Source organism: Deltaproteobacteria bacterium HGW-Deltaproteobacteria-6 (assembly GCA_002840435.1).
Taxonomy (GTDB): domain Bacteria; phylum Desulfobacterota; class Syntrophia; order Syntrophales; family Smithellaceae; genus UBA8904.
Genome location: PHAT01000004.1, coordinates 275,620 through 296,451, shown reverse-complemented (window position 1 = coordinate 296,451; position 20,832 = coordinate 275,620). Strand labels below are relative to the sequence as shown.

Annotated in this window: 17 protein-coding genes; 14 read left to right on the top strand and 3 right to left on the bottom strand. The window is 50.4% G+C overall.

All coding sequences use genetic code 11. The features are described 5' to 3' along the window. The first annotated feature begins 164 nt into the window (after positions 1-164). The 3 genes from CVU71_09710 to CVU71_09700 all read left to right on the top strand — a co-directional run bounded on the left by CVU71_09710 (position 165) and on the right by CVU71_09700 (position 4,566). A complete protein-coding gene (locus tag CVU71_09710) occupies positions 165-1,991 on the top strand; it encodes an acyl-CoA dehydrogenase (protein ID PKN19046.1) in 1,827 nt (608 codons plus the stop codon). Between the two features lie 40 nt (positions 1,992-2,031). After that, entirely contained in the window at positions 2,032-2,247 is a 216-nt protein-coding gene (locus CVU71_09705; protein ID PKN19045.1) for a hypothetical protein, read from the top strand. 69 nt (positions 2,248-2,316) lie between these two features. Continuing rightward, positions 2,317-4,566, top strand: a complete 2,250-nt coding sequence (locus tag CVU71_09700) for a hypothetical protein (protein ID PKN19044.1) — start codon at positions 2,317-2,319, stop codon at positions 4,564-4,566. On the opposite strand, the gene CVU71_09695 is transcribed toward CVU71_09700, so the two are convergent. Next, complete coding sequence (locus tag CVU71_09695) at positions 4,521-4,706, bottom strand: hypothetical protein (protein ID PKN19043.1); 186 nt, start codon at positions 4,704-4,706, stop codon at positions 4,521-4,523. The genes CVU71_09700 and CVU71_09695 overlap by 46 nt on opposite strands. Before the next feature lie 286 nt (positions 4,707-4,992). Here CVU71_09695 and CVU71_09690 point away from each other — a divergent pair, with 286 nt between their 5' ends. From CVU71_09690 to CVU71_09660, 7 genes are all read left to right on the top strand, one after another. Further along, complete coding sequence (locus CVU71_09690; GenBank protein ID PKN19042.1) at positions 4,993-5,295, top strand: PilZ domain-containing protein; 303 nt, start codon at positions 4,993-4,995, stop codon at positions 5,293-5,295. A gap of 32 nt (positions 5,296-5,327) precedes the next feature. Further along, a complete protein-coding gene (locus tag CVU71_09685) occupies positions 5,328-5,699 on the top strand; it encodes a response regulator (GenBank protein PKN19041.1) in 372 nt (123 codons plus the stop codon). A gap of 113 nt (positions 5,700-5,812) precedes the next feature. Then, a complete protein-coding gene (locus tag CVU71_09680) occupies positions 5,813-6,673 on the top strand; it encodes a hypothetical protein (GenBank protein PKN19040.1) in 861 nt (286 codons plus the stop codon). Positions 6,674-6,725: 52 nt separating this feature from the next. Continuing rightward, positions 6,726-8,501 (top strand): hypothetical protein, encoded by a 1,776-nt coding sequence (locus CVU71_09675; GenBank protein ID PKN19039.1) that lies wholly within the window; start codon positions 6,726-6,728, stop codon positions 8,499-8,501. 435 nt (positions 8,502-8,936) lie between these two features. Continuing rightward, positions 8,937-9,989 (top strand): sulfate ABC transporter substrate-binding protein, encoded by a 1,053-nt coding sequence (locus tag CVU71_09670; protein PKN19038.1) that lies wholly within the window; start codon positions 8,937-8,939, stop codon positions 9,987-9,989. Further along, positions 9,953-10,813 carry a hypothetical protein gene (locus tag CVU71_09665; GenBank protein PKN19037.1) on the top strand — a complete coding sequence of 287 codons (861 nt, stop codon included), beginning with the start codon at positions 9,953-9,955 and terminating at the stop codon, positions 10,811-10,813. Before CVU71_09670 ends, CVU71_09665 begins: the two co-directional genes overlap by 37 nt. Before the next feature lie 54 nt (positions 10,814-10,867). Next, entirely contained in the window at positions 10,868-11,968 is a 1,101-nt protein-coding gene (locus tag CVU71_09660) for a polyamine ABC transporter ATP-binding protein (GenBank protein ID PKN19036.1), read from the top strand. Between the two features lie 7 nt (positions 11,969-11,975). On the opposite strand, the gene CVU71_09655 is transcribed toward CVU71_09660, so the two are convergent. After that, complete coding sequence (locus CVU71_09655) at positions 11,976-13,283, bottom strand: phenylacetate--CoA ligase (GenBank protein PKN19035.1); 1,308 nt, start codon at positions 13,281-13,283, stop codon at positions 11,976-11,978. Between the two features lie 206 nt (positions 13,284-13,489). Between CVU71_09655 and CVU71_09650 the strand changes: the two genes are divergently transcribed. Together CVU71_09650 and CVU71_09645 are read left to right on the top strand one after the other, a co-directional pair. After that, entirely contained in the window at positions 13,490-13,825 is a 336-nt protein-coding gene (locus CVU71_09650; protein ID PKN19034.1) for an anti-sigma factor antagonist, read from the top strand. 22 nt (positions 13,826-13,847) lie between these two features. Next, positions 13,848-14,255, top strand: coding sequence for an ATP-binding protein (locus CVU71_09645; GenBank protein ID PKN19033.1), 408 nt, complete (start codon positions 13,848-13,850; stop codon positions 14,253-14,255). Between the two features lie 166 nt (positions 14,256-14,421). Here CVU71_09645 and CVU71_09640 read toward each other — a convergent pair whose 3' ends face one another. After that, complete coding sequence (locus CVU71_09640; GenBank protein ID PKN19032.1) at positions 14,422-16,251, bottom strand: potassium transporter Kup; 1,830 nt, start codon at positions 16,249-16,251, stop codon at positions 14,422-14,424. Positions 16,252-16,490: 239 nt separating this feature from the next. On the opposite strand from CVU71_09640, the gene CVU71_09635 reads away from it, so the two are divergent. Further along, entirely contained in the window at positions 16,491-17,948 is a 1,458-nt protein-coding gene (locus tag CVU71_09635; GenBank protein PKN19031.1) for a hypothetical protein, read from the top strand. Between the two features lie 357 nt (positions 17,949-18,305). Then, positions 18,306-20,717: a hypothetical protein gene (locus CVU71_09630; GenBank protein ID PKN19030.1), complete on the top strand. Its 2,412-nt coding sequence runs from the start codon at positions 18,306-18,308 to the stop codon at positions 20,715-20,717. Positions 20,718-20,832: the final 115 nt, after the last annotated feature.

Below are 20,832 nucleotides of genomic sequence, written 5' to 3'. Positions count from 1 at the left end.
ACGTGTTGATATTTTTTAAACGGCAGTAAATGAACAACGGCTTTGCATGAATCAATGCTCTGGCAGGGGGCATGTATGCGGATCGGGTAAGAGGGTTTTGAATCTTACAGGGAAGATGATTCGTTTCATTCTACGCCTTTAATTTTCAACAGGAGGAATTGAACATGGCACACAGTAACTGGTTGTATCAGACGCGGGACATCATGTTCCAGATCAAAGAATGGCTCGGCGTGGAAAAGCTCCTGGGCCTTGACGCTTACAAGGATTACTACGGGATGGACGACATCGACAGTTTCCTCGATGTGAACTTCAAAGTCTGCCGCGACGTGATGTGTCCTGCCAATAAAGATGCCGATGAGCCCGGCGCAAAATTTGTTGGCGGCAATGAACATGCGGTTGTTACCCCCGACTCGTTCAAGAATGTTTATAAAACCGTTATGGAGGCGGAACTGGGACCCCAGTTCGGCTACCGCGGCGAAGGCAAAATACCGCTGTGCTGGTATGCTCCGATCCTGGAGATGCAGTCCGCGGCGTCGCCGTCGATCGTCATGTTCTGGTGTCTGACCCAGGGCGCGATCACCGTGCTTCATGAATTCGCCACCCAAAAACAGCAGGACCTGTTTATGCCCAAACTGCGGACAGGTGAATGGGGCGGCACCATGGGGCTTACCGAACCGGGCGCAGGCTCCGAGGTCGGTGCGGTTAAGAGCCGGGCCGTTCCCACGGATGTTCCCGGCAAGTATAAGCTCACCGGCACAAAATGCTTCATTTCTTCGGGCGACCATGACCTGGCGGAAAACATCATCCACCTGATGCTGGCCAAGACCCCGGACGCCAAAGAAGGCACCGCCGGCATCTCCCTGTTTATCGTTCCCAAGTTCTGGGTCAACGACGATGGCTCCTTAGGCGCCTGGAACGACGTCACCACCATGGGGATTGAGCACAAACTGGGCATTCACGGATCGACGACCGCCACCCTGTCCATGGGTGAAAACGATAACTGCTACGGCTGGATGGTCGGCGAGGCGGAAGTGGTGGACGGCCGCGGCATCGGCATGAAGCAGATGTTTGCCTATATGAACGAAGAACGTCTGAACACCGGCTTATTTTCCCTGGGATGCATTGGCTCCGCTTATTACTCCGCTCTGGATTACACCAAAATCCGTGTGCAGAGCAAACATTCCACCAACCCCAAGGGCCCCAGCGTCCGCATCATCGAGCACGAAGATGTCCGCCGCATGTTGTTGTCCCAGAAATCCATTCTGGAAGCCTGCCGGGCTTTGATTTACAAGTCTTATCTCTATCGTGATCTGGCCGTCGATGCCGCCACGAAAGAAGAGCGATGCTATTATGATGACATGTTTGCAATCAACAACCCGCTGTGCAAGGCCTATACATCCGATATGGCGAGGCTGACCACCGGGGATGCCATCCAGTGCCACGGCGGCTACGGCTTTACGGAAGAGTATGCTCCGGCGGAACTTTACCGGGATGTCGTGATCTACGGGATCTGGGAAGGCACCAACTTCATCCAGGCGCAGGACTACACCGGCCGCAAATTTACCATGCAAAACGGCGAACCGTTTGCGAAGTGGGTGAGAGAAATCGACGACTTCGTGGCCGGCAAGAAAACCGATGAATTTGCTGCGGAGTTCGCGATGATGGCGGATGCCATGGCGGCTTTCAAGGATATCGTGGATATGAATGCCGCCTGGACGAAAGGCGATAAGCAGATGAAGCAGCTCTACGCCACCCGGACCATGCATGCCGGCGCCAGAGTTTATTGCGGCATGCTGCTGCTCGACCAGGCGCTCATGGCGGCAGCCAAGCTCAAAGAAAATGGCAGCGTCGATGCCGATTTCTACAAGGGCAAAATCGCCACTGCCAGATTCTATGTCATGAATCATGTTCCGGATATTTTCGGATACGAGAAGGCGATGAAGTGCGGCGACCGCAGCGCGATCGACATCCCCGAAGAAAGTTTCATGTAGTTCAAACAAACCTTGGCTTAAGGGCAAGAAGACCGGAAGTATGAAAGGCCGGAGCGGAACAAAATTCCGCTCCGGCTGCTTAAAGGGGCCTCGGACAAGCTTTGGCATCGCGTTTCATAAAAGACTGGATCGTCCGTCCTGTAAGGCTGTTGTTCTTATTTTGCTGATTCATCCGACCTTTCAATCAGAAGCAATCAAAATATGGCTGAACTCTGATTCGACCTATGATAAAAGTATCCCTGGGGCATGTCAGTGATCAGAGAGAAGACCGGAAACTGATCAAGAAGCCGGAAGGGGGCGCGATTTAAAAACAAGGGAGTATTTTATGAAGAAACTACTCACATCCGTTTTCGCAGCTTTTTTACTGATAATCATTACGGTCTGTACGATTGAGGCCGGTGCACAGAGTCTTGAAGATGCCATATCCGCCGTAAAGCGCGGAGATATTAATTACGTGCGCGACTTCATTGAAAAAGGAGCGGATGTAAACTTAAAAGACAAGGCTGGTTGTAGTCTTTTATGCTGGGCAACCGTCTATGAAAAAGCAGACATTGCCCGCTTTCTCATTGAAAAAGGAGCGGATGTCAATACGAAAGAAAATATCGGTTGGACTCCGTTGCATCGTGTGGCGGCATTTACAAAAAAAACTGATATCGTGAACATTTTGACGGAGAAAGGCGCAGATTTAAACGTAAAAGACAAGTATGGTAAGACCCCTCTGATTTTGGCAGTAGACTCGAGGGGGAACGATGTTGCCCGCCTCCTCATTCAAAAAGGTGCTGATGTTAACACGAGAGACAAGAACGGCATGACACCTTTAGATTACGCCGCAAAAAACAATAATGCTGAGATTGCCCGTTTCCTCATTGAAAATGGTGCAAATGTAAATTCGAAAGGTGGCCATTCCCCTCTCTATTTGGCGCTTATTCATAAAAATATAAACACCATGAGAGTCTTGATTGAGAAGGGCGCTAATGTGAATGAGGGAGACCGCTCGACACTTTTGCATTCGGCGGCTCTCTCCGGGATGACTGATATCGCCCGCCTTCTCGTTGAAAAGGGCGCCAAGGTGGACGCAAAAAATGAATACGGCGCAACGCCTTTGCACAGCGCGGTCTCAAGCAAAAAGATCGATCTTGTCCGCTTTCTCCTGGAAAAAGGCGCAGATGTCAATGCGAAAGACAAAACTGGCTGGACCCCTTTGCATAAGGCGGCGAGCGAAGGGCAGACTGATATTGTCCGCCTTCTCATCGAAAAAGGCGCAGATGTGAGTGCGAAAAACAACTTGGGTTCAACACCCGTGAGTTTTGCAATAATGGACGGTTATCTTGAGGTTGTGCAAGTCTTGATGGAAAAGGGTGCGATTGTTGACGAGAAAGAGGCTCTGAAAGATGCAGTTTACCATAAGAAGACCAATTTAGCCGGTTTTTTTATTGAAAGGGGCGCAAATGTAAACGATCGGTACAGATATGGAGAAACGCTTCTGCATCAGGTGGCCGAAGGCAAGACGGATATGGCACGATTTCTAATTAAGAAGGGAGCCGATGTCAATGCAAAAAACAACGATGGTGAGACGCCTTTGCATAAAGCGGCTCGCTACGGCAATGTTGAGATGATCCATCTTCTCATCGAAAATGGCGCGGATGCAGGTAAGGAGGACAACAAGGGCGATACGCCGGTGGAGACGGCAAAGAAATACGGCATGGATAAGGCCAAACAGGCGCTGCGCGACGCAAAAAATAAATATGCCGCAAAAAAAACCGCAACGCCTTCGTATAGCCCGAAATCAGCTGTTAAGGAAAAATTGTTTGTAAACATCCACGAAATACCCGATTTCAAATCGGCGCCGAGACAAAATGATATTGCCGTTGTCATCGGAATAGAAAACTATCGCGGATTACCCAAATCCGAGTATTCCAAAAGCGATGCCGGCATCGTGAAGGATTACCTGAAAGCTCTGGGATATCAGGAGAGGAATATTGCTCTTCTTATTGATGATAAAGCAAGCCTTTCCGATATCAAGAAAACAGTGGAAACATGGCTCCCGAACAGAATAAAAAAGGGCAGCCAGGTCGTTATTTATTATTCAGGTCACGGCGCTCCCGAACCTAAAACGGGAGACGCGTATATTGTGCCGTTTGACGGCGACCCGGGTTATCTTGATGACACGGGCTATTCATTGAAAAGACTTTATGAGAAACTTGGCAAATTGAAGGCGGCTCAAATTGTCGTTTTACTGGATTCGTGCTTTTCCGGTTCCGGAGGAAGAAGCGTCCTGGCGCAGGGCGCAAGGCCGCTGGTGATGATGGCTGAAGCGCCGGTCAAGGCAAATAATTTAGCAGTGCTCTCAGCGACAGAGGGCGTTCAGATATCCACCTCGTCGCCCGAAAAAGGCCACGGTGTTTTTACCTATTATTTTCTTTTGGCGCTGAAGGAAGGGAAAAAGAGCCTGTCCGAAATTTACGAAACAGTTAAACCACAGGTCGAGGACGAGGCGAGGCAGATCAACGTCCAGCAAAGCCCCAGTCTTCATCCCGCACCGGAAAAACTGGCCGGACGATTCCTGCTGAGATAATAAAAAATTAACTTCAGGTAATAATCAATCAATGCATAAATTAAAAAAGGCAGAACCATATTCACCCGGTCCCTGCCGATATAAAATAATCCCGTCGGACTTTTTTCAAAATAAGTTTTATTAACTGTGATGCATATCACTGACAATTCTTCTGATACTCAATACTGTTTCCCGCGTGTGCCTTGCTTTGGCGGATGGCACGAACGGGACGAAAGGGGAGAGTACTGTGTGAGGTATGTTTTCAATGCAGGTAAGCCTCTGCTGCCTTGTACCCCACTTAAACTTCATCGTTGATCGAATATTTCAATCAGTAACCGGCGGCATATTCAATGAACACATACGCCGACTTCCATATGCTGCCCGGGGAAAATGGTAATATTTCATAAAGAATCAACGCATAACCATAATCATAATAGAGTTTTCCAAGTGAACAGAGAACACAAATATGAACTCAATACAGGCAATCTTCCCGATGATGAAAAAAACAAGATTGAAGTTAAGGTTGAAGGTGAACCGGTGCATTTATTGTATTTCTCTTTGGACATTTTCTATATTCTTTCGGAAAAATTATTTTCTGAGGGTAAGGCGGTGAAAGTTTCATTTAACCTGAAAGACAAGGGGAAAATAAACTTAATAGGCAAAGTTGTTCGCACCAGGTCCATGCCGGATGGCGAAAGGTGGGGCATCGAGATCGATTTAACACGTACGTATGATCTGGAATCCATATAATTCCAGTTCACGGAAACGAGGAGGAAACAGACATGAAATTGATCGTTGCAGACGATTCACGTTTAGTGCGCGGTATTGTCGTAAAAGCGGTCGCATCGATTGGTTTTGAGGCTGTCCCGGCGGCGAACGGCAGGGAAGCGTTGAATATCCTGGAAGCCGGTGACGAAAATATAAATTTGGTGCTTCTCGACTGGAATATGCCTGTCATGAACGGCATTGATGTTATAAAAAGCATGCGGGCTGATGATCGTTTTAAGAAGATTCCCGTATTGATGGTCTCAACGGAGTCTGAAGACGACAGAATTAACGAAGCCATCAGCGCAGGCGCTCAGAACTATCTCACCAAACCCTTTACCGCGGATCAACTGATAGACGCAATTCATCAGGTGTTGGGAAGAAAATAAAAATCGCTGTCCGCCGGTATCGGGAACCGGGTGCCGCGCGGGCAAAGCGATATCGATAACTGCCTGCCTCAGACTTCCATCAGGCAATCCCAATTATTGACCATGAAAAGAAAATGGAGGTTGTTTCTATGAAAAAAATACTGGGAATTGGTTGCAGCCCAAAAATCGAAAAAGTACTTTCGGGCCTGCTAGGCGAAGATTGCAATATTCAATATGAAAAATTTCATCTCGAAATGGTCATCAGCGATTGTGACATGATTATTCTCTGGATGGACAAAAATCAGGAGCAGGTTGTACGGCAAATCTGCAAATTGCGGTATGCCTGCAACTTCCAGAATATACCCATTATTCTTATTCATGGTCAGAAGCAGGATATCACGTCGCAACCCTATATGATCGCAGGCGCAACGGAAGTGCTGTCTGTGGCGGACCCGTCACCCGCCTTCAAGCATATTATCAAAGGTTATTTAATCCCCAACCGGGAGCCTCTGGAAGAAGAACTGGAGTATCTGCGTCCTTTTATCAAGAACACCTGCCATATCCTCAGAACGATGGCCGCGCTGGAGGTGGATTTCAAAAAAGTTTATTTCTCCAATGCCATCAGAATATTCGGTGATGTTTCCGGTATCATGGGCCTTTCCGGAAATGCCGAAGGCACGCTTGTCGTCACTTTTTATTGGGATCTGGCAAAAATGATCGTCGCAAAAATGATGGGAACGGATGAGAGTTCCATCGACGCTGAATTGATTCACGACGGTGTCAGTGAAATTATCAACATGATCAGCGGCTCCACGAAAAAAGAGTTTGTCGGCAAACCTTACCATTTTGAAATTACGCTGCCTTCGGTCGTTGTCGGTCCCGGCCACCAGATTGGTTATTTTCAGCATACCTCCGTCGCCGTGCTCATATTTCAAGCGGGAAATCAGTCGTTTGCCCTGCATGTTTTTATCAAACCGAAAACGACCATGCCGTAGGTTTGTAAATATATGATATACAGGATGACCGCTTGCGGAATGCATTTAAAATATGACTGGATATTTTTTCGGACCGGGATTTATGAACGTTAGAAGCTACATCCTTTTGGTAAACCGCGAAAAGAAAATTCTGGCTGCGGTTTGCCAGTCTCTTCTCGGCACCGGGTACCCGGTGCTCACGGCAACCACGATGAGCGATGCCCTGGATTTGCTGTCCAAAAATGCAGTGGCACTGATTATCTGCGATAGTGAGCTTGCGGATGCCAGCGGCTATCAATTCCTCAGAATTCTCAAGAACAGTTCCCTCTTGAAGAAGATCCCTTTTGTATTTTTCGTCCCGTCTAATTTTGTTACTCTGGAAGTGGAGGTCTCAACGGTTCTGGAGGCTTTTGACATGGGAGCTGCGGATTTCATCGCCTACGCTCCGGATGAAGAGGTCTCCATGGTTTTAATAAAACGCATGGGCAAATTGCTGCCGCCCCTGGCCGGCAATGAAAGCATATCTGCGCCACCCCAGGAAGCGCATCAGGAATCCTTTGCCGGGCAGGCTGAGTTCCCTCCGGCGCCAAAAGAGCGGCGGGACAGCGAAAGAACAATACCTAAGCAGATGATCAGCATTGAAATATCCCGCGATGCCGTTTTATGGATGCCCGGCCGGATAACCAATATCAGCGCAGAAGGACTTCTGATGGAAACGTCCCTCCTCGGCAAACTCGGCATGCTGCTTTACCTGAGAATGCCGCTGCCCGGCGGAACATGCGTTATTGAAAGTCACATCAGGCATATTTCAATAAGCGGGCATCAGCTTTCGGCGGAAATTGGCGTAAAAGTAGAACCCTCCGGGGAATGGATCGAAGCCTGTCATTACATTAAAACCCGCAACGACACGCAGGCCAGGTCTTCTGAAGCGGATAAAACGTCCATCGAAAAAACAAATGATGCAGCCATCACCGCCCGCATGGGGGACAAAAAGCAGCAAGTTGATAAGGCGCTGGAAATTAAATTCTATCATAGTCTTATTGGAAAGCAGCTGGGCAACTATAAGGCGATGTCCTTTATCGGCGCCGGCAGCATGGGGGGTGTTTTTAAAGGATGGGATGTCGTTCTTGAGCGCAATGTGGCCATGAAGATTATCTCTTATAATCTTTCGACGATCGCGTCCTACCGGGATATGTTTGTCAAAGAAGCGCGATTGGTGTCCCGCCTGACTCATCCCAATATCGCGCAAATATACCACATTGACCAAATGGGCGATGTCCTCTACTTTGCCATGGAGTTCATCAGCGGGGGAACGCTCGTGGATATGATCAAGAATCGAGATAAACTCAACACGGCAAAAGTCCTGGAACACTTCCTGACCACGTGCCAGACACTCGATTTTGTCAGCCGGCAAAGGATTGTCCATCGGGATATTAAGCCCGAAAATATCATGATCGATGATCAGGGCATATTGAAGGTCCTGGACTTCGGGGTTGCCACCGTCAATGACGGAACAAACAAAAAAACAGAAGGGTTTGGATCGCCGCTTTATGTGTCTCCCGAATGCATTAAGGGTCAGCAGCAGGACTGCCGAAGCGATATCTATTCATTGGCCGCCACATTTTACCATGTTTTGGCGGGAGTGCCTCCCTTTGAAGGAGATTCTGTTGAAGCCATTTTCTCTAAACACTTAAACGATGAGTTGGTTCCGCTGAAGAAAAAAAATCCCGGCCTTTCCCGCGGGCTGTCTGATCTGATCGGGAAAATGATGGCAAAAATTCCCGGGGAGAGATATCAGGACTACCAGGCGATTATCAATGATCTGGCGGTATTGATGCATACGGCGTGAATCATCTTTTCTGATTTGCTCACTTCAGCCACGGGCTGTCTTATCTGTTTTTTCAAAACAAGGCAGCCGGTCGCTCAGTTCCGGCTGATTGCCGCGTTACACCTTTCAAATCGTAATTCACAATACCGGGACTTTTAATAAAGCATCAGCGGTTGCGGCCGGCCTGTTTCCGTTCAATCGGTAATCAACACGGAAGGCCATTATCTTATTGACACTCCATATTGTTCTTCGTATACTTCCCGCCCGGGAAACAATGTTTCATCCAGCAAAGAATATATCCTCGGCACTCATCTTCGCGCTGAGATCGTTTCATGATGATCAATGACGGGAGAGGTGCCTGCAGGAAATGAAATACAAGATTGCCATCCATGAACTTTATGCGTGCGAACGCAGGGTGAAATTCTAAGAGAATGGAAAAAACGATAAAGCTTTCTTATGGCGATTCATCCCGCAACATACACTAATCATCAACGGCTGCGAAAAACGGTAATGGTCTGCCTGGTGCTGGCGCTGTTTGTCTGGACCATCTATCCCTGGCTGCCGTTCCACGGAAACAAACCTCCGCAGACGATCGTTCTCTATGGATTCGCCATTCTCGAATCCGTGATCGCCAAAAATGTATTTCCCGCCTTTCAAAAAAAATGGAAGGCCCAGACCGGGCAGGACGTGGAACTGATCGGCTCATTTGCCGGATCGGGAACTGTCACGAACCAGTTGATCATGGGCGCCCCTGCGGAGCTTGCCATCCTTTCCACGGAGCTGGATGTCCAGAGGCTCATGAAGGCCGGCGTGATCCGCGGCGAAACCTGGAAAGCATTGCCCCATCAGGGTATCCTGAACCGCACCCCATTCGTGATTGTTGTCCGGCCCGGCAATCCCAAAAATATACGGAGTTTTGCTGACCTGGCCCGTCCCGGAATCCGCATTGTCCATCCGGACCCGCTCACCTCGGGGGCGGCCAACTGGGCCATTGTTGCCGAATACGGGGCGGCCGTCAGACAGGCCGGCGCAGGTCCCGATGCCGGCAAGTCCATGCTGCAAGGCGTCTGGCGCAACGTGAAGATTCAGGCCAGCAGCGGCAGGGCCGCGAAAACCCAGTTTGACAACGGCTTTGGCGATGCTCTGGTCACTTACGAGCAGGATGCGCTCTGGAGCCGTGGGAACGGTTCACCTCCCTTTGAAATCGTTTATCCCCGGAGCACTATTCTCAGTGAGCACACCGTGGTCGTTATCGAATCCCATGTTTCCCATGAGGAAAGGAAGCTCATTGACGCGTTTACCGACTTTCTCTGGAGCGAGGAAGCCCAGCGTATTTTTGTTAAAAACGGGTTTCGCAGTGTTGACCAGCGTTTGAATGCAGTGAATCGGCAATTCGGACATATTCATGATCCGTTCCTGATCGAGGATTTCGGCGGCTGGCAGAAAGCCAGGGATTTGATCATTGATAAAATATGGAAAAACGGCGTCCTCAAGGAGTTAAAGCCATGAAACAGGGCAACATGTATAAAAGGATCGCAGCCATTCTTCCGGCCGGGTTTCTGGTCCTGGTGATGCTGCCGCTTCTGCTCCTGCCATTGACCTCGGTCTTCATCTTTGCTTTGCGGGAAGGTCTTGGTAATTTTGCCGCCTCGCTGGTTACCGTGGATGTCCTTTTTGCCATCCGCTTCAGCTTGATCATCGCCTTTGCCACGGCTGTCATCAACACCATTCTCGGCACCTACGCGGCTTATGTCCTCAGCAAAACCCGTTTCCCGGGGCGTGAGCAGCTGGGCATTATCCTGAACCTGCCGGTGGCCATTCCCAATGTGGTGGTCGGCACATCCCTGCTTTTATTGTGGGGGCCCATCGGTCTTTTCGGGAAGGCTTTGGAACCCTTGGGGATGCAGCCCATGTTCACGCCCGTGGCGGTCCTTCTGGCGCACATCTTCGTGACCTTCCCCTACATGCTGGGAACGCTCAAACCCGTGCTGGACGGGCTGGAAACAACCTATGAAGAAGCGGCCTATACGATGGGCGCCAGCCGTTTGCAGGCGTTCCGGCATATCGTTTTCCCGGCGCTGAAGGGGGGGCTGATCACCGGCGCTTTGCTGACCTTTGCCCACTCGCTGGGAGAATTCGGTGCAACGGTTATGGTCTCGGGAAACCTGAGACTGCGGACACAAACAGCGCCTCTGTATATTTTTTCTCAGTTTGAAGCCGGCAATATCCAGGCCGCAAATGCCGTGGCCACCGTTCTGGCGATTCTTTCCTTCATTCTTTTTTCCGTGATCCTTTATTTTGCCGCACATACGGGCAGGAAAGGGACGCCCTGATGAATCCCATGCCGGGGGGTCTTTTCTGTTTTGTTGCAATCGTCGAGGTGAATAATGTCCATTGCTATTGAAAGCATTAGTAAACGATATGGCAGCCATGCCGTGGTGGATCATGTGTCGCTCAATGTGGAAGACGGTGAACTGGCGGTGCTGCTTGGATCAAGCGGCAGCGGAAAAAGCACCATCCTGCGCATCGTGGCCGGCCTCATCGAACCCGATGAGGGACAGGTATTGTTGAACGGCAAAGACATTACCCATTTGCCCCCGCAGCAGCGCGGCCTCGGATTTGTCTTTCAGAATTATTCGATCTTTCCTAATATGACCATTGCGCAGAACATCGAGTTCGGATTGAAAATCAGAAACATGTCCCTGTCGGAACGGCAGGGTCGCAGCGACAGGCTTCTGGATCTGGTGGGATTGCCGGGACTGGGTTTGCGGTACTCCGGGCAGTTGTCGGGTGGGCAGCAGCAGCGGGTGGCCCTGGCGCGGGCCCTGGCGTATGAACCCCGGGTGCTTTTGCTGGATGAGCCTTTCGGAGCGGTGGACGCCAAGACCCGGATAGCGCTCCGTCAGTTATTAAAGAAGATTGTCCGGGAGACGGGTATCACCACCATGATGGTCACCCACGATCAGGAGGAGGCCTTCGAACTGGCCGACCGGATTGCCATTGTCAATGAAGGACATATCGAACAATACGGGCTTCCCAGTGACGTGTATTACAGTCCGTCAACACAGTTTACAGCCGACTTTGTGGGCGATATCAATTTTTTTGAAGGGCAGGTAAAGGTTTCTACCGGGAAGCAATGCGCAATAGAAATCGTCGGGCAGCGGCTGGTGCACCGGCGCGGGTTATATCCGTTTCAACCGGGACAGCGGGTTCTTTATGGAGTCCGCCCGGAACAGATCCGGGTCAGCCTTCTGGAACCGGAAAGCCATGAGAACGGTCTCAACGGCATTATCGAGCAGAGCACGTTTCTCGGCGATGTGACACGTTATGCCATCCGCCTGCCGGATGGCAGGCTTCTGGATGTGCAACTGCTCAATTACCTTTTTATCGACGGGATGGTCATGCCTTATGAACTGAAAGAACAGGTCTGGCTGATCTGGAGCCAGGGATCCGGAATTATCATCGCCGATCCGGCATCGAAATCATAAATCCCGTCTACAACTTTCTCTTATCAATCACCCGGCTGGCCTTGCCTTCAAAGCGCTGAATGGTTTTGGGCTCGACCAGTTTGATTTTGGCGGTGATGCCCAGGTAGTCTTTCATGTCTTTCTTCAGCTGCCCCTCCAGCTTTTGCAGCACCTTGACCTCGTCAAAATTGGCGGCTTGTTTTTCCGAAAGCTCCACCTGAACCTCCAGCGTATCCAGCGTGCCTTCCCGGTTCACGATGAGCTGGTAATGCGGTTCGAGGCCTTCAATGCCCACCAGCACGGCTTCGATCTGCGAGGGGTAGACATTGACGCCGCGGATGATCAGCATGTCGTCGCTTCGGCCCATGACGCGGCCCATGCGGTAATGCGTCCGTCCGCAGCGGCAGGGCGCGGGGTTCAAACGGGATATGTCGCGAGTCCGGTACCGGATCAGCGGAAAGGCTTCCTTGGTCAGTGTTGTGAAGACCAGCTCGCCTTCCTCGCCCGGAGGCAATACGTCGCCCGTTTCCGGATTAATGGTTTCCACCAGAAAATGATCTTCAAAGATATGCATGCCGTCGCGTGCTTCGGTGCACTCCATGGCCACGCCGGGGCCCATGATTTCGGACAGGCCGTAAATATTCATCGCGGTGAGGTTCAGCACTTTTTCAATTTCCTGGCGCATCTGTTCACTCCAGGGTTCTGCGCCGAAGACGCCCACGCGCAGTTTAAGCGCCCGCATATCCACGCCCATGGCTCGTCCCTGTTCGGCCAGATTCAAAGCATAAGAAGGTGTGCAGCAGATGGCCGTAGGTCCGAAGTCCTGCAAAATCGTGATCTGCCGTTTGGTGTTGCCCCCGGACATCGGGATGACGCTGGCGCCGATTTTCTCCGCTCCGTAATGAGCGCCCAAACCCCCGGTGAACAGTCCGTACCCGTATGCATTATGGATGATGTCGTTTTTGGTGAGGCCAGCGGCAACAAAGCACCGCCCCATCAATTCCGCCCAGGTGTCAATGTCGCGCTTCGTATAGCCGACCACCGTGGACGCGCCTGTGGTGCCCGAAGAGGCGTGCAGGCGCACGACGTTGCTCATCGGCGTGGCGAACAATCCGAAAGGATAATTATCCCGCAAATCCTGCTTGGTGGTAAAAGGGAATCGTTTCAGGTCGCCAAGCGTTTTCAGATGGTCCGGCGAGACGCCCGCTTTGTCAAAAGACTTTTTATAAAAACCAACATTATGATAAAGCCGCGAGGCGACCTGTTGCAGTCTTTTGAGTTGCAGCGCTTCCAGGGCTTCCCGGGGGAGTGTTTCAAATTCTTCATTATAGATCATGGGTTACGGTTCTCCTCAGGTTAAAAAATATTTGAATTCCTATAGCATAAACTCACTGCAAATCCAAATTAAAGCTGGACGAAAAGAGAGGGGAATTTTTCACCTGATCGTCCGCAGTAAAATTCATTGACAGCTAAGCATGTTCTTTCTATACTAAACAATCAGAATGTATTTTAAGCTCGAACCATAACAAAAGGAGTATATTTATGGAAATTGTTGTCACCAATGAGTCAGATATCTCTGTTTTTGCGATTAAAGGCAGACTGGACGCCGTATCCGTTCCTCAACTGGAAGAGCAGCTCAATTCGTGGTTTGAACAACCGGGAAAAAAGCTGATTTTTGATCTGGACGGGCTCGAGTACATCAGCAGCGCCGGCCTGAGAGTATTTCTTACCACCGCTAAGAAAATGAAAGCGCGTGACGGAAAGCTTTGTATGGCCAGGCTTCGGGATAACGTGAAAGACGTGTTCACCATTTCGGGATTCATCGCTCTGATCCCCTCCTTCGACAACCTCGGAGCGGCACAAGACGCCGTGCGATAACGTCCAGCCGCAGTGATGGTCTATGCTGATCAAACAAATGCCCGCCCGGGTGGAAAGCCTGCACGAGTTGCTGACTTTTATCAGGACCGAGGCTGAAAAAAGAGGATTTTCCGAGAGCGCTCTGAATCGGATCGAACTGGTTGTGGAAGAGGCGCTGGTCAATGTGTTCGTGCATGGCTATGCCCGGGATCAGGGAGAGGTCGAAATACGCTGTCTGGTTTCAGATGATCCGTCGCTGACCATTGAAATCCGCGATGCGGGCGTTTCTTTCGATCCGCTGTCCCTTGCCGCCCCGGATGTGGAATCCGATCTGACAAAACGCAGAATCGGCGGCATGGGTGTGTTTTTTATCCGCAAGATGACCGACAAGGTGGCCTATCGGCGTGAAGGCGACAGCAATGTCCTGACCATGACGTTTTTGAATCGCTGAAGACCACGGAAAAGAGAAATGGATCGTTGCCGCTAGAGTCCTGATTCCATTCCCAAATCAAGATGATACCGCGGCGGCTAGGAGGAGGTGACGAGGCGTATTGTATATACGCTGAGGAAGCCGACAGACGACGCCAACAAAGGGAGCGCTTGATTTGGGAATGGAATCACATTTCCACCCGCGTGACAATCCCCTGCAGCCGGCTGGGCGGCAGCTTGCTGAACTGCACGAAATTGGGCGTGACCCGTTTGATCAGGCTGAAGACCCGCCAGATGGGATTGCGCGTGACGATATCCTCCACCCCGTAAAAGATGACCTTTTCCTGAATGCCCTGTTCTTTAATCAGACCCTCGATATCAAGAATTTCCCGGTATCCGGCTTCCACTTCGAGAGCCTCCAGACCCGGCGCCAGATCCTGTTTCATCTGGATGTTCAGGCCGAAGGGTTCATCGGTACGGCTGATGGAAATGAGCACATTCCGTTCGTAAATAATGTTGCTGCGAAAGATGCTGTGGACAATATAGGGTGAGATCATCTGGTAGCCCCGGCAGAAATAAAGGGCTGTGCCGGCAATGTTTCTTCCCTTGGCGTAGATTTGTTCATAACTGATCCGGAAGGTGTCAAAATCCAGCGGCCGCAAAGATTCGTACAGGTGTTTCTGGCCCTTTGTCCAGATGAGAATCAGGGTTAAGGGGACGGCGGCCAGGATCAGCGACCAATAAGCGCCGTGGGGCAGCTTGCTCAGGGTGGCCACAAAATACATAAAAGCAATGCCGGTCACAATGATGGCGACGGGCAGTTTCCATTTCATCCTTTTGCTTTTCATGTTTGAAAATACCAGAATCATCATCAGACCGGTAATGGTCATTGATCCGGTTACCGCCATGCCGTATGCCGCGGCCAGGTTTTCCGATCTCTGGAAGATCAGGATCATGCAGATGACGGCGCACATCAATGTTCCGTTGACGACGGGAATGTAGATCTGTGATTTCATCTCGCTGGAGGTGTAGGCGACTCTCATGAGCGGCATGAGCCTTGTGGTAATGCCCTGGTAGACCACGGAAAAAGTTCCGCTGATGATCGCCTGCGACGCGATAATGGTTGCCACAACGGTGAGCAGGAGAAAAGGAATGTAAAGATAAGAAGCCTGGTGCTGGACCATGCCGAAAAGCAGGGATTTGACTTCAGGATGCTGGATGGCAAAGACGCCCTGACCCATATAGTTGAGCAGAACCGCAACAAACACGAAATACCAGGCATGCAGAATCGGTTTCTTGCCCAAATGGCCCATGTCGGCATACAGGGCTTCGCCGCCCGTGGCGCACAAAATAACCTCGGAAAGGACAAAAAATCCCGCCAGTCCGTTTTCCGAGAGAAATTTAAAGGCATAGTAGGGGCTGACGGCCTTCAGGATTCCCGGCATGGTGGCGACGGAAACCAGACCCGTCACCGCCAGACAAATAAACCAGACGGCCATGACCGGTCCGAAGACCCCGGCGACTTTATCAACGCCCCGGGATTGAACGGTAAAAAGTCCCACGGCAATCACAAGCGCAATCAGAATCAGGATTTCCATTTGCAAATTTCCCAGACCCGGAACAAGCAGGATGCCTTCCACGGCGGACATGATGGTGATGGCCGGTGTGATGACGCCGTCGCCCAGCAAAAGCGAGACGCCGATGAACGCCAGCAATCCCGCGAAGGCCAGTTTGCGGCCGGGTTTAAGCGTTTTCGACAGAATTTCCCGCAGCATGATTTCTCCGCCTTGTCCCTTATAGGCGAGGCTCATGGCCAGCCAGGCATATTCGGCGGTGACCAGGATCAGCAATGTCCAGACAACGAGGGAAAGAATTCCCAGGACGCTGTCCTGGTTTCTCGGGGTCAGGGCAAACACAACGGTCAGGGTATAGATGGGGCTTGTACCGATGTCGCCGAACACAATCCCCATAGAACGGACAACACCACCCCAGAAAGAATCCTGTTTGTTTTTCTTCAATATGATCCTCGCAATAGAACTGAGGTCTCATTTATCACCGAAAGACAGGGGGGTCAAGTTTGGTAAATGGTGTTTGCGCTTGTGAAAATTATTGACTTGGTTTGTCAATCTGCTTATACTGGCCCGTCAAAAAAAGCAATCCAATGGCAATAAAGGCGTACAATTTTAGCAAGATAAATAACTGAAAGACACGGTTTTATGGAAAACTGCTGTCCCGGCAACTGGAGGTTTCTTTTTTCGTGAATAAAAAACCCGCCTATGAGGAATTGGAACAGAGGATTAAAATCCTGGAGGCGGCAGTCGCGGAAGCCGGCAGGTTCCAGGAGGAACTGAAGGAGAGTGAGGAAAAATTCCGGTCTCTTGCCGAATCGACGCCTGCCGCGGTCATGCTGTATCAGAACAGCCGCTGGATATACGTGAACAGGGCTGCCGAGCAGATGACCGGTTTTTCCGCAGAAGAATTCCTCAACATGAACATCTGGGACATCGTTCATCCCGATTACTTGGCGCTCGTCCGGGAGCGCGGCCGGAAGCGTCAGCAGGGTGAAAAAACGATCAATCGTTACGAATTCAAGATCATCACAAAAGATGGTTTGGAAAAATGGGCGGATCTGGCCGGATCATCCACCATGATCGGGGGGCGCCCCGCCGGAATCATATCGGTAACCGATATCACCGACCGTAAGCGGGTGGAGAAGACCCTCATAGAAAGCGAGAAGAAATTTGCCGAATCTTTTTTGAAAAGTCCGATTCCGCTGGCCATAACGGCTATGAAAGACGGCCGGTATGTGGATGTCAACGAGGCATTTGCCAAAGTCATGGATCTTGAGCGTTTAGAAATGATCGGAAAAACCTCGACGGAGATCGGCTATATTACGGCGGAACAACGGACATTGTTTCTGGAGGAATATCACCGCAACGGATTCGTAAAAAATCTCGAACTGCGGATGCGCGTCAAGGATGGTGAATTGCGACAGGGTTTGTTCAATTCGTCAAAAATCAGCATTGGAGGTGAAGATTTTTTCCTGACGATGGTGACGGATATTGACGACCTCAAGCGCGCGCAGGAGGCGCTTGGCCAATCCGAAGAGAAATACCGTCTGTTGACGGAAACCCTTCCGGATGTCATTTTCACCATGGATAAAAACTGGCGGTTTCTCTATGTAAGCCCCTCGGTTGCTAGGCTTCGCGGGTACACGGCACAAGAGGTTATGACGCAGTCGATTGAGGATATTTTAACCCCGGCATCGCTGGAAACCGCAGCGAAAGCTTTTGCCGAGGAGATGGCGATTGAAGCCTGTGGAAATCCTAATCGGAATAGAATAAGGACTCTTGAACTGGAAGAAATCTGCAAGGACGGATCGACCATCTGGACGGAGACTGTTTTCAACGCCATGCGCGATCAGGATCATAAATTTATCGGAATGCTGGGAATAACGCGCGATATTTCCGAACGTAAAAAGGACGCCTGCGAGCGGGAGCGCTTGATGACGGAGCGCCAGAACGCGCTTTCGGAAATCAAGGTGCTGAGCGGTATGCTTCCCATTTGTTCATCCTGCAAGAAAATTCGCAACGATGAAGGGTATTGGGAGCAATTGGAAAATTACATCAGTGATCACTCCAGAGCCGAATTCAGCCATAGTTTTTGTCCCGATTGCGCAAAAAAGTTTTATGAAAAGGCGCATGAAGAGCGGTGAAAAAAGCCGGCGGTTCTGCGGCGTCCACGGCATTTAACTCTAAAATCCATCGGTAGTCTTGAGGCCATTAAACAAACTCTTGACTATTTTATCAGTTGGGAGCACATAAATACGAACGTAAATAAGGCATTGTCAACCGGTTAACAGACCATTTGAACCCTTTTTAAAAGGGGGATGCCATGGCGAAATTATTGAAACCCTGTTTCTGAAAAGAGGCGGGGTTTTGTTGTTTGCGGACTTCCTGAAACAGTGAGCCCGGTTTTCCGGCCGTCTGATTTGTGTGTTCACACTAACTGAGGGGCGGACCGCGATGAGTCGAATGATATGATTTTTTAAGGGCATTTAAGGAGTAAACCCATGAAAAAGACATGTGTGATAAAAACATATGCCGGGACAATCCTGCCTCGGGTTCTGCCCGTACTCTTAATGATACTGATTGCCGCCTGCGCCGTAACGCCCAGGGTAAACGTGAAAACAGGCGGCATGACTATCGACGTGAAAAAGCAGGTGCCTCCTGTATTTACCGTAGATTACTCTCCGGATGGAAAAAGTGTTGTTTCAGGCTCATGGGATAATACGGCAAGACTATGGGATGTCATTTCAGGAAAAGAGATCAGAAAGTTTAAAGGACACACGGGCGGTATCACCGGTGTAGACTATGCGCCTGACGGGAAGACCATCGCATCCATCAGTAATGACGATACGATCAGAATATGGGACATGGCCACAGGCAATGAAATAAAAAAAATATCCGGCCTGAGGGGGACGAGCGGGAAGGTTGTCCATTCACAGGATGGCAAATATCTTTTGGGTTTCAAGGCTGACACCTGGTCCGGATCGGAAATCATTGTGTTATACGACCTTGCATCGTCTCAAGTCGTGAAAGAATTCGCCGGTGATAAACCGGCTGCTTTATGGCTTGGAAAAAAGGGCCGGATTTCACCGGACGGGAAAAATATTCTGATACGGGACAGACATTCTATTTCTTTGAAAGAGCTAGCGACAGAAAGAGAAATATGGAAGACAACAACCGGCAAAAGCAGTTGTCTGCCTTATTTTACGCCGGATGGGCGGCAGATATGTGCGTTATGCCAGGATGTTCAGGGGCTGGGCGGCAGAATGATGAAATTTATCATCATGGACGCGGCAACAGGCAATCCAATCCGGGAATTTGGCTCAAGTGTTATCGCATCAGGCGCTCTGGATTTGAGTGCCACATGGAATAAGATTTGGGCCGTCGCTTTTTCCCCGGACAACCGATTTGCTTTGACCGGCGATCTGGGAGGGCGATACAAAATCTGGGATCTTTCCACCGGCGTGATGGTCAGGCAATTGAAAATTGCCGACGAGCTCGAGGGCAATCTCTATAATATCATTCCATCTGCGGCATTTTCCCCCGATGGCAGGACGGCCGTCGTTGAATCCCTGGCCTCGACAAGACTGTGCGACACCGCAACCGGCGAGGAGCTTGCCGCCATGATCGCCTTTGAGGACGGCGAATGGCTGGTGATAACACCGAACGGATATTATAATTCCTCGGAAAAAGGCGACCAGTACATGGACGTCACGGTGGGCGGCAGGGCATACTCGATTGCCCAACTGCGCGAGTCTTTTTACCGGCCGGATTTAGTGCAGTATGCGCTTGCCGGCGGTTCCATCAAAGAGTACAGGAAGATGGCCGATATAAAACCTCCGCCGATTGTAGCGATAGTTGATACACCGGCCGCTACGGATAAAAGCGACGCTTCCATTAAATTAAAGATTACCGATGCCGGCGGGGGAATCGGCGATATCAGACTATACCTCAATGGCTCGGCGGTCATGCTGGACAGTGCCAGAGGTGTCAATATTGTCACATCCAGTCGGAACGAAATCCATAAGACATATCAGTTGAAGCTCACCAGTGGCTCGAACTCCATACGGGCCATCGCCTTTAACGCCGACAATACCATGCAAAGCACGGACGCCACTCAAACGATAACAGCATCATTTAAAACAACCGGCAGGCCTTCTCTTCATGCTCTGGTCATCGGTATTAACGAATATAAAAATCCCAGGCTCCAGCTGAATTATGCCGTTGCCGATGCGACGCTTTTTGCCAGTACGCTGAAGAAAGGCGCTTCGCCTCTTTTTGAGAAGGTGGAAGTAAAGATGCTTTCTTCCAGAGAAGAGACGACAAGAGAAAACATCCTGAAAGAACTCAAAGCCATGCAGTCTTTAAACCCTGACGACCTGTTTGTCTTATATGTCGCCAGCCACGGAACAGTCGATGATGGAGAATACTTTCTGGTGACCTCGAATGTCGGATCAACGAGGACAGAGAGGCTCAAAACCGACGCCATCGGCCAGTCGGTATTCAAGGAGCTGATCGGTAATATCCCGGCCACAAAAAAAATGATTATCATCGACACCTGTAATGCGGGCGCTTTGGGCGAGGCCATCCAGGTGGCAATGCTGACGCGCGGCATGAGCGAAGATACGGCCATGAAGATTCTCAGTCGGGCGGTCGGGTCGACCATTCTTTCGGCCTCGACGTCCATGCAGGAAGCTCTGGAAGGTTATCAGGGCCATGGCTTGTTTACGTACGTGCTGACGGAAGGATTGAAAGGAAAAGCCGACAAGGGCAATACCGGCTATGTAAAAACGACGGAGCTTGCGGATTACGTGGACAATGAAGTGCCGTCCCTTGCCGAAAAGATCTTCAAGAAAGCCCAGTATCCCACCATATCAATAAGCGGGCAGGCATTCCCGATCGGAAAAGTGAGATAACAGGCAAAATAAGATTGACGGCCGATCGGTGCGGGAGATGACAGCGGTTTCATTTCGTAATCCCCGGGTTCGTCTATAGCCTGCTGTTCACGCTTTGCGGGCGCGGCGGAAAGCA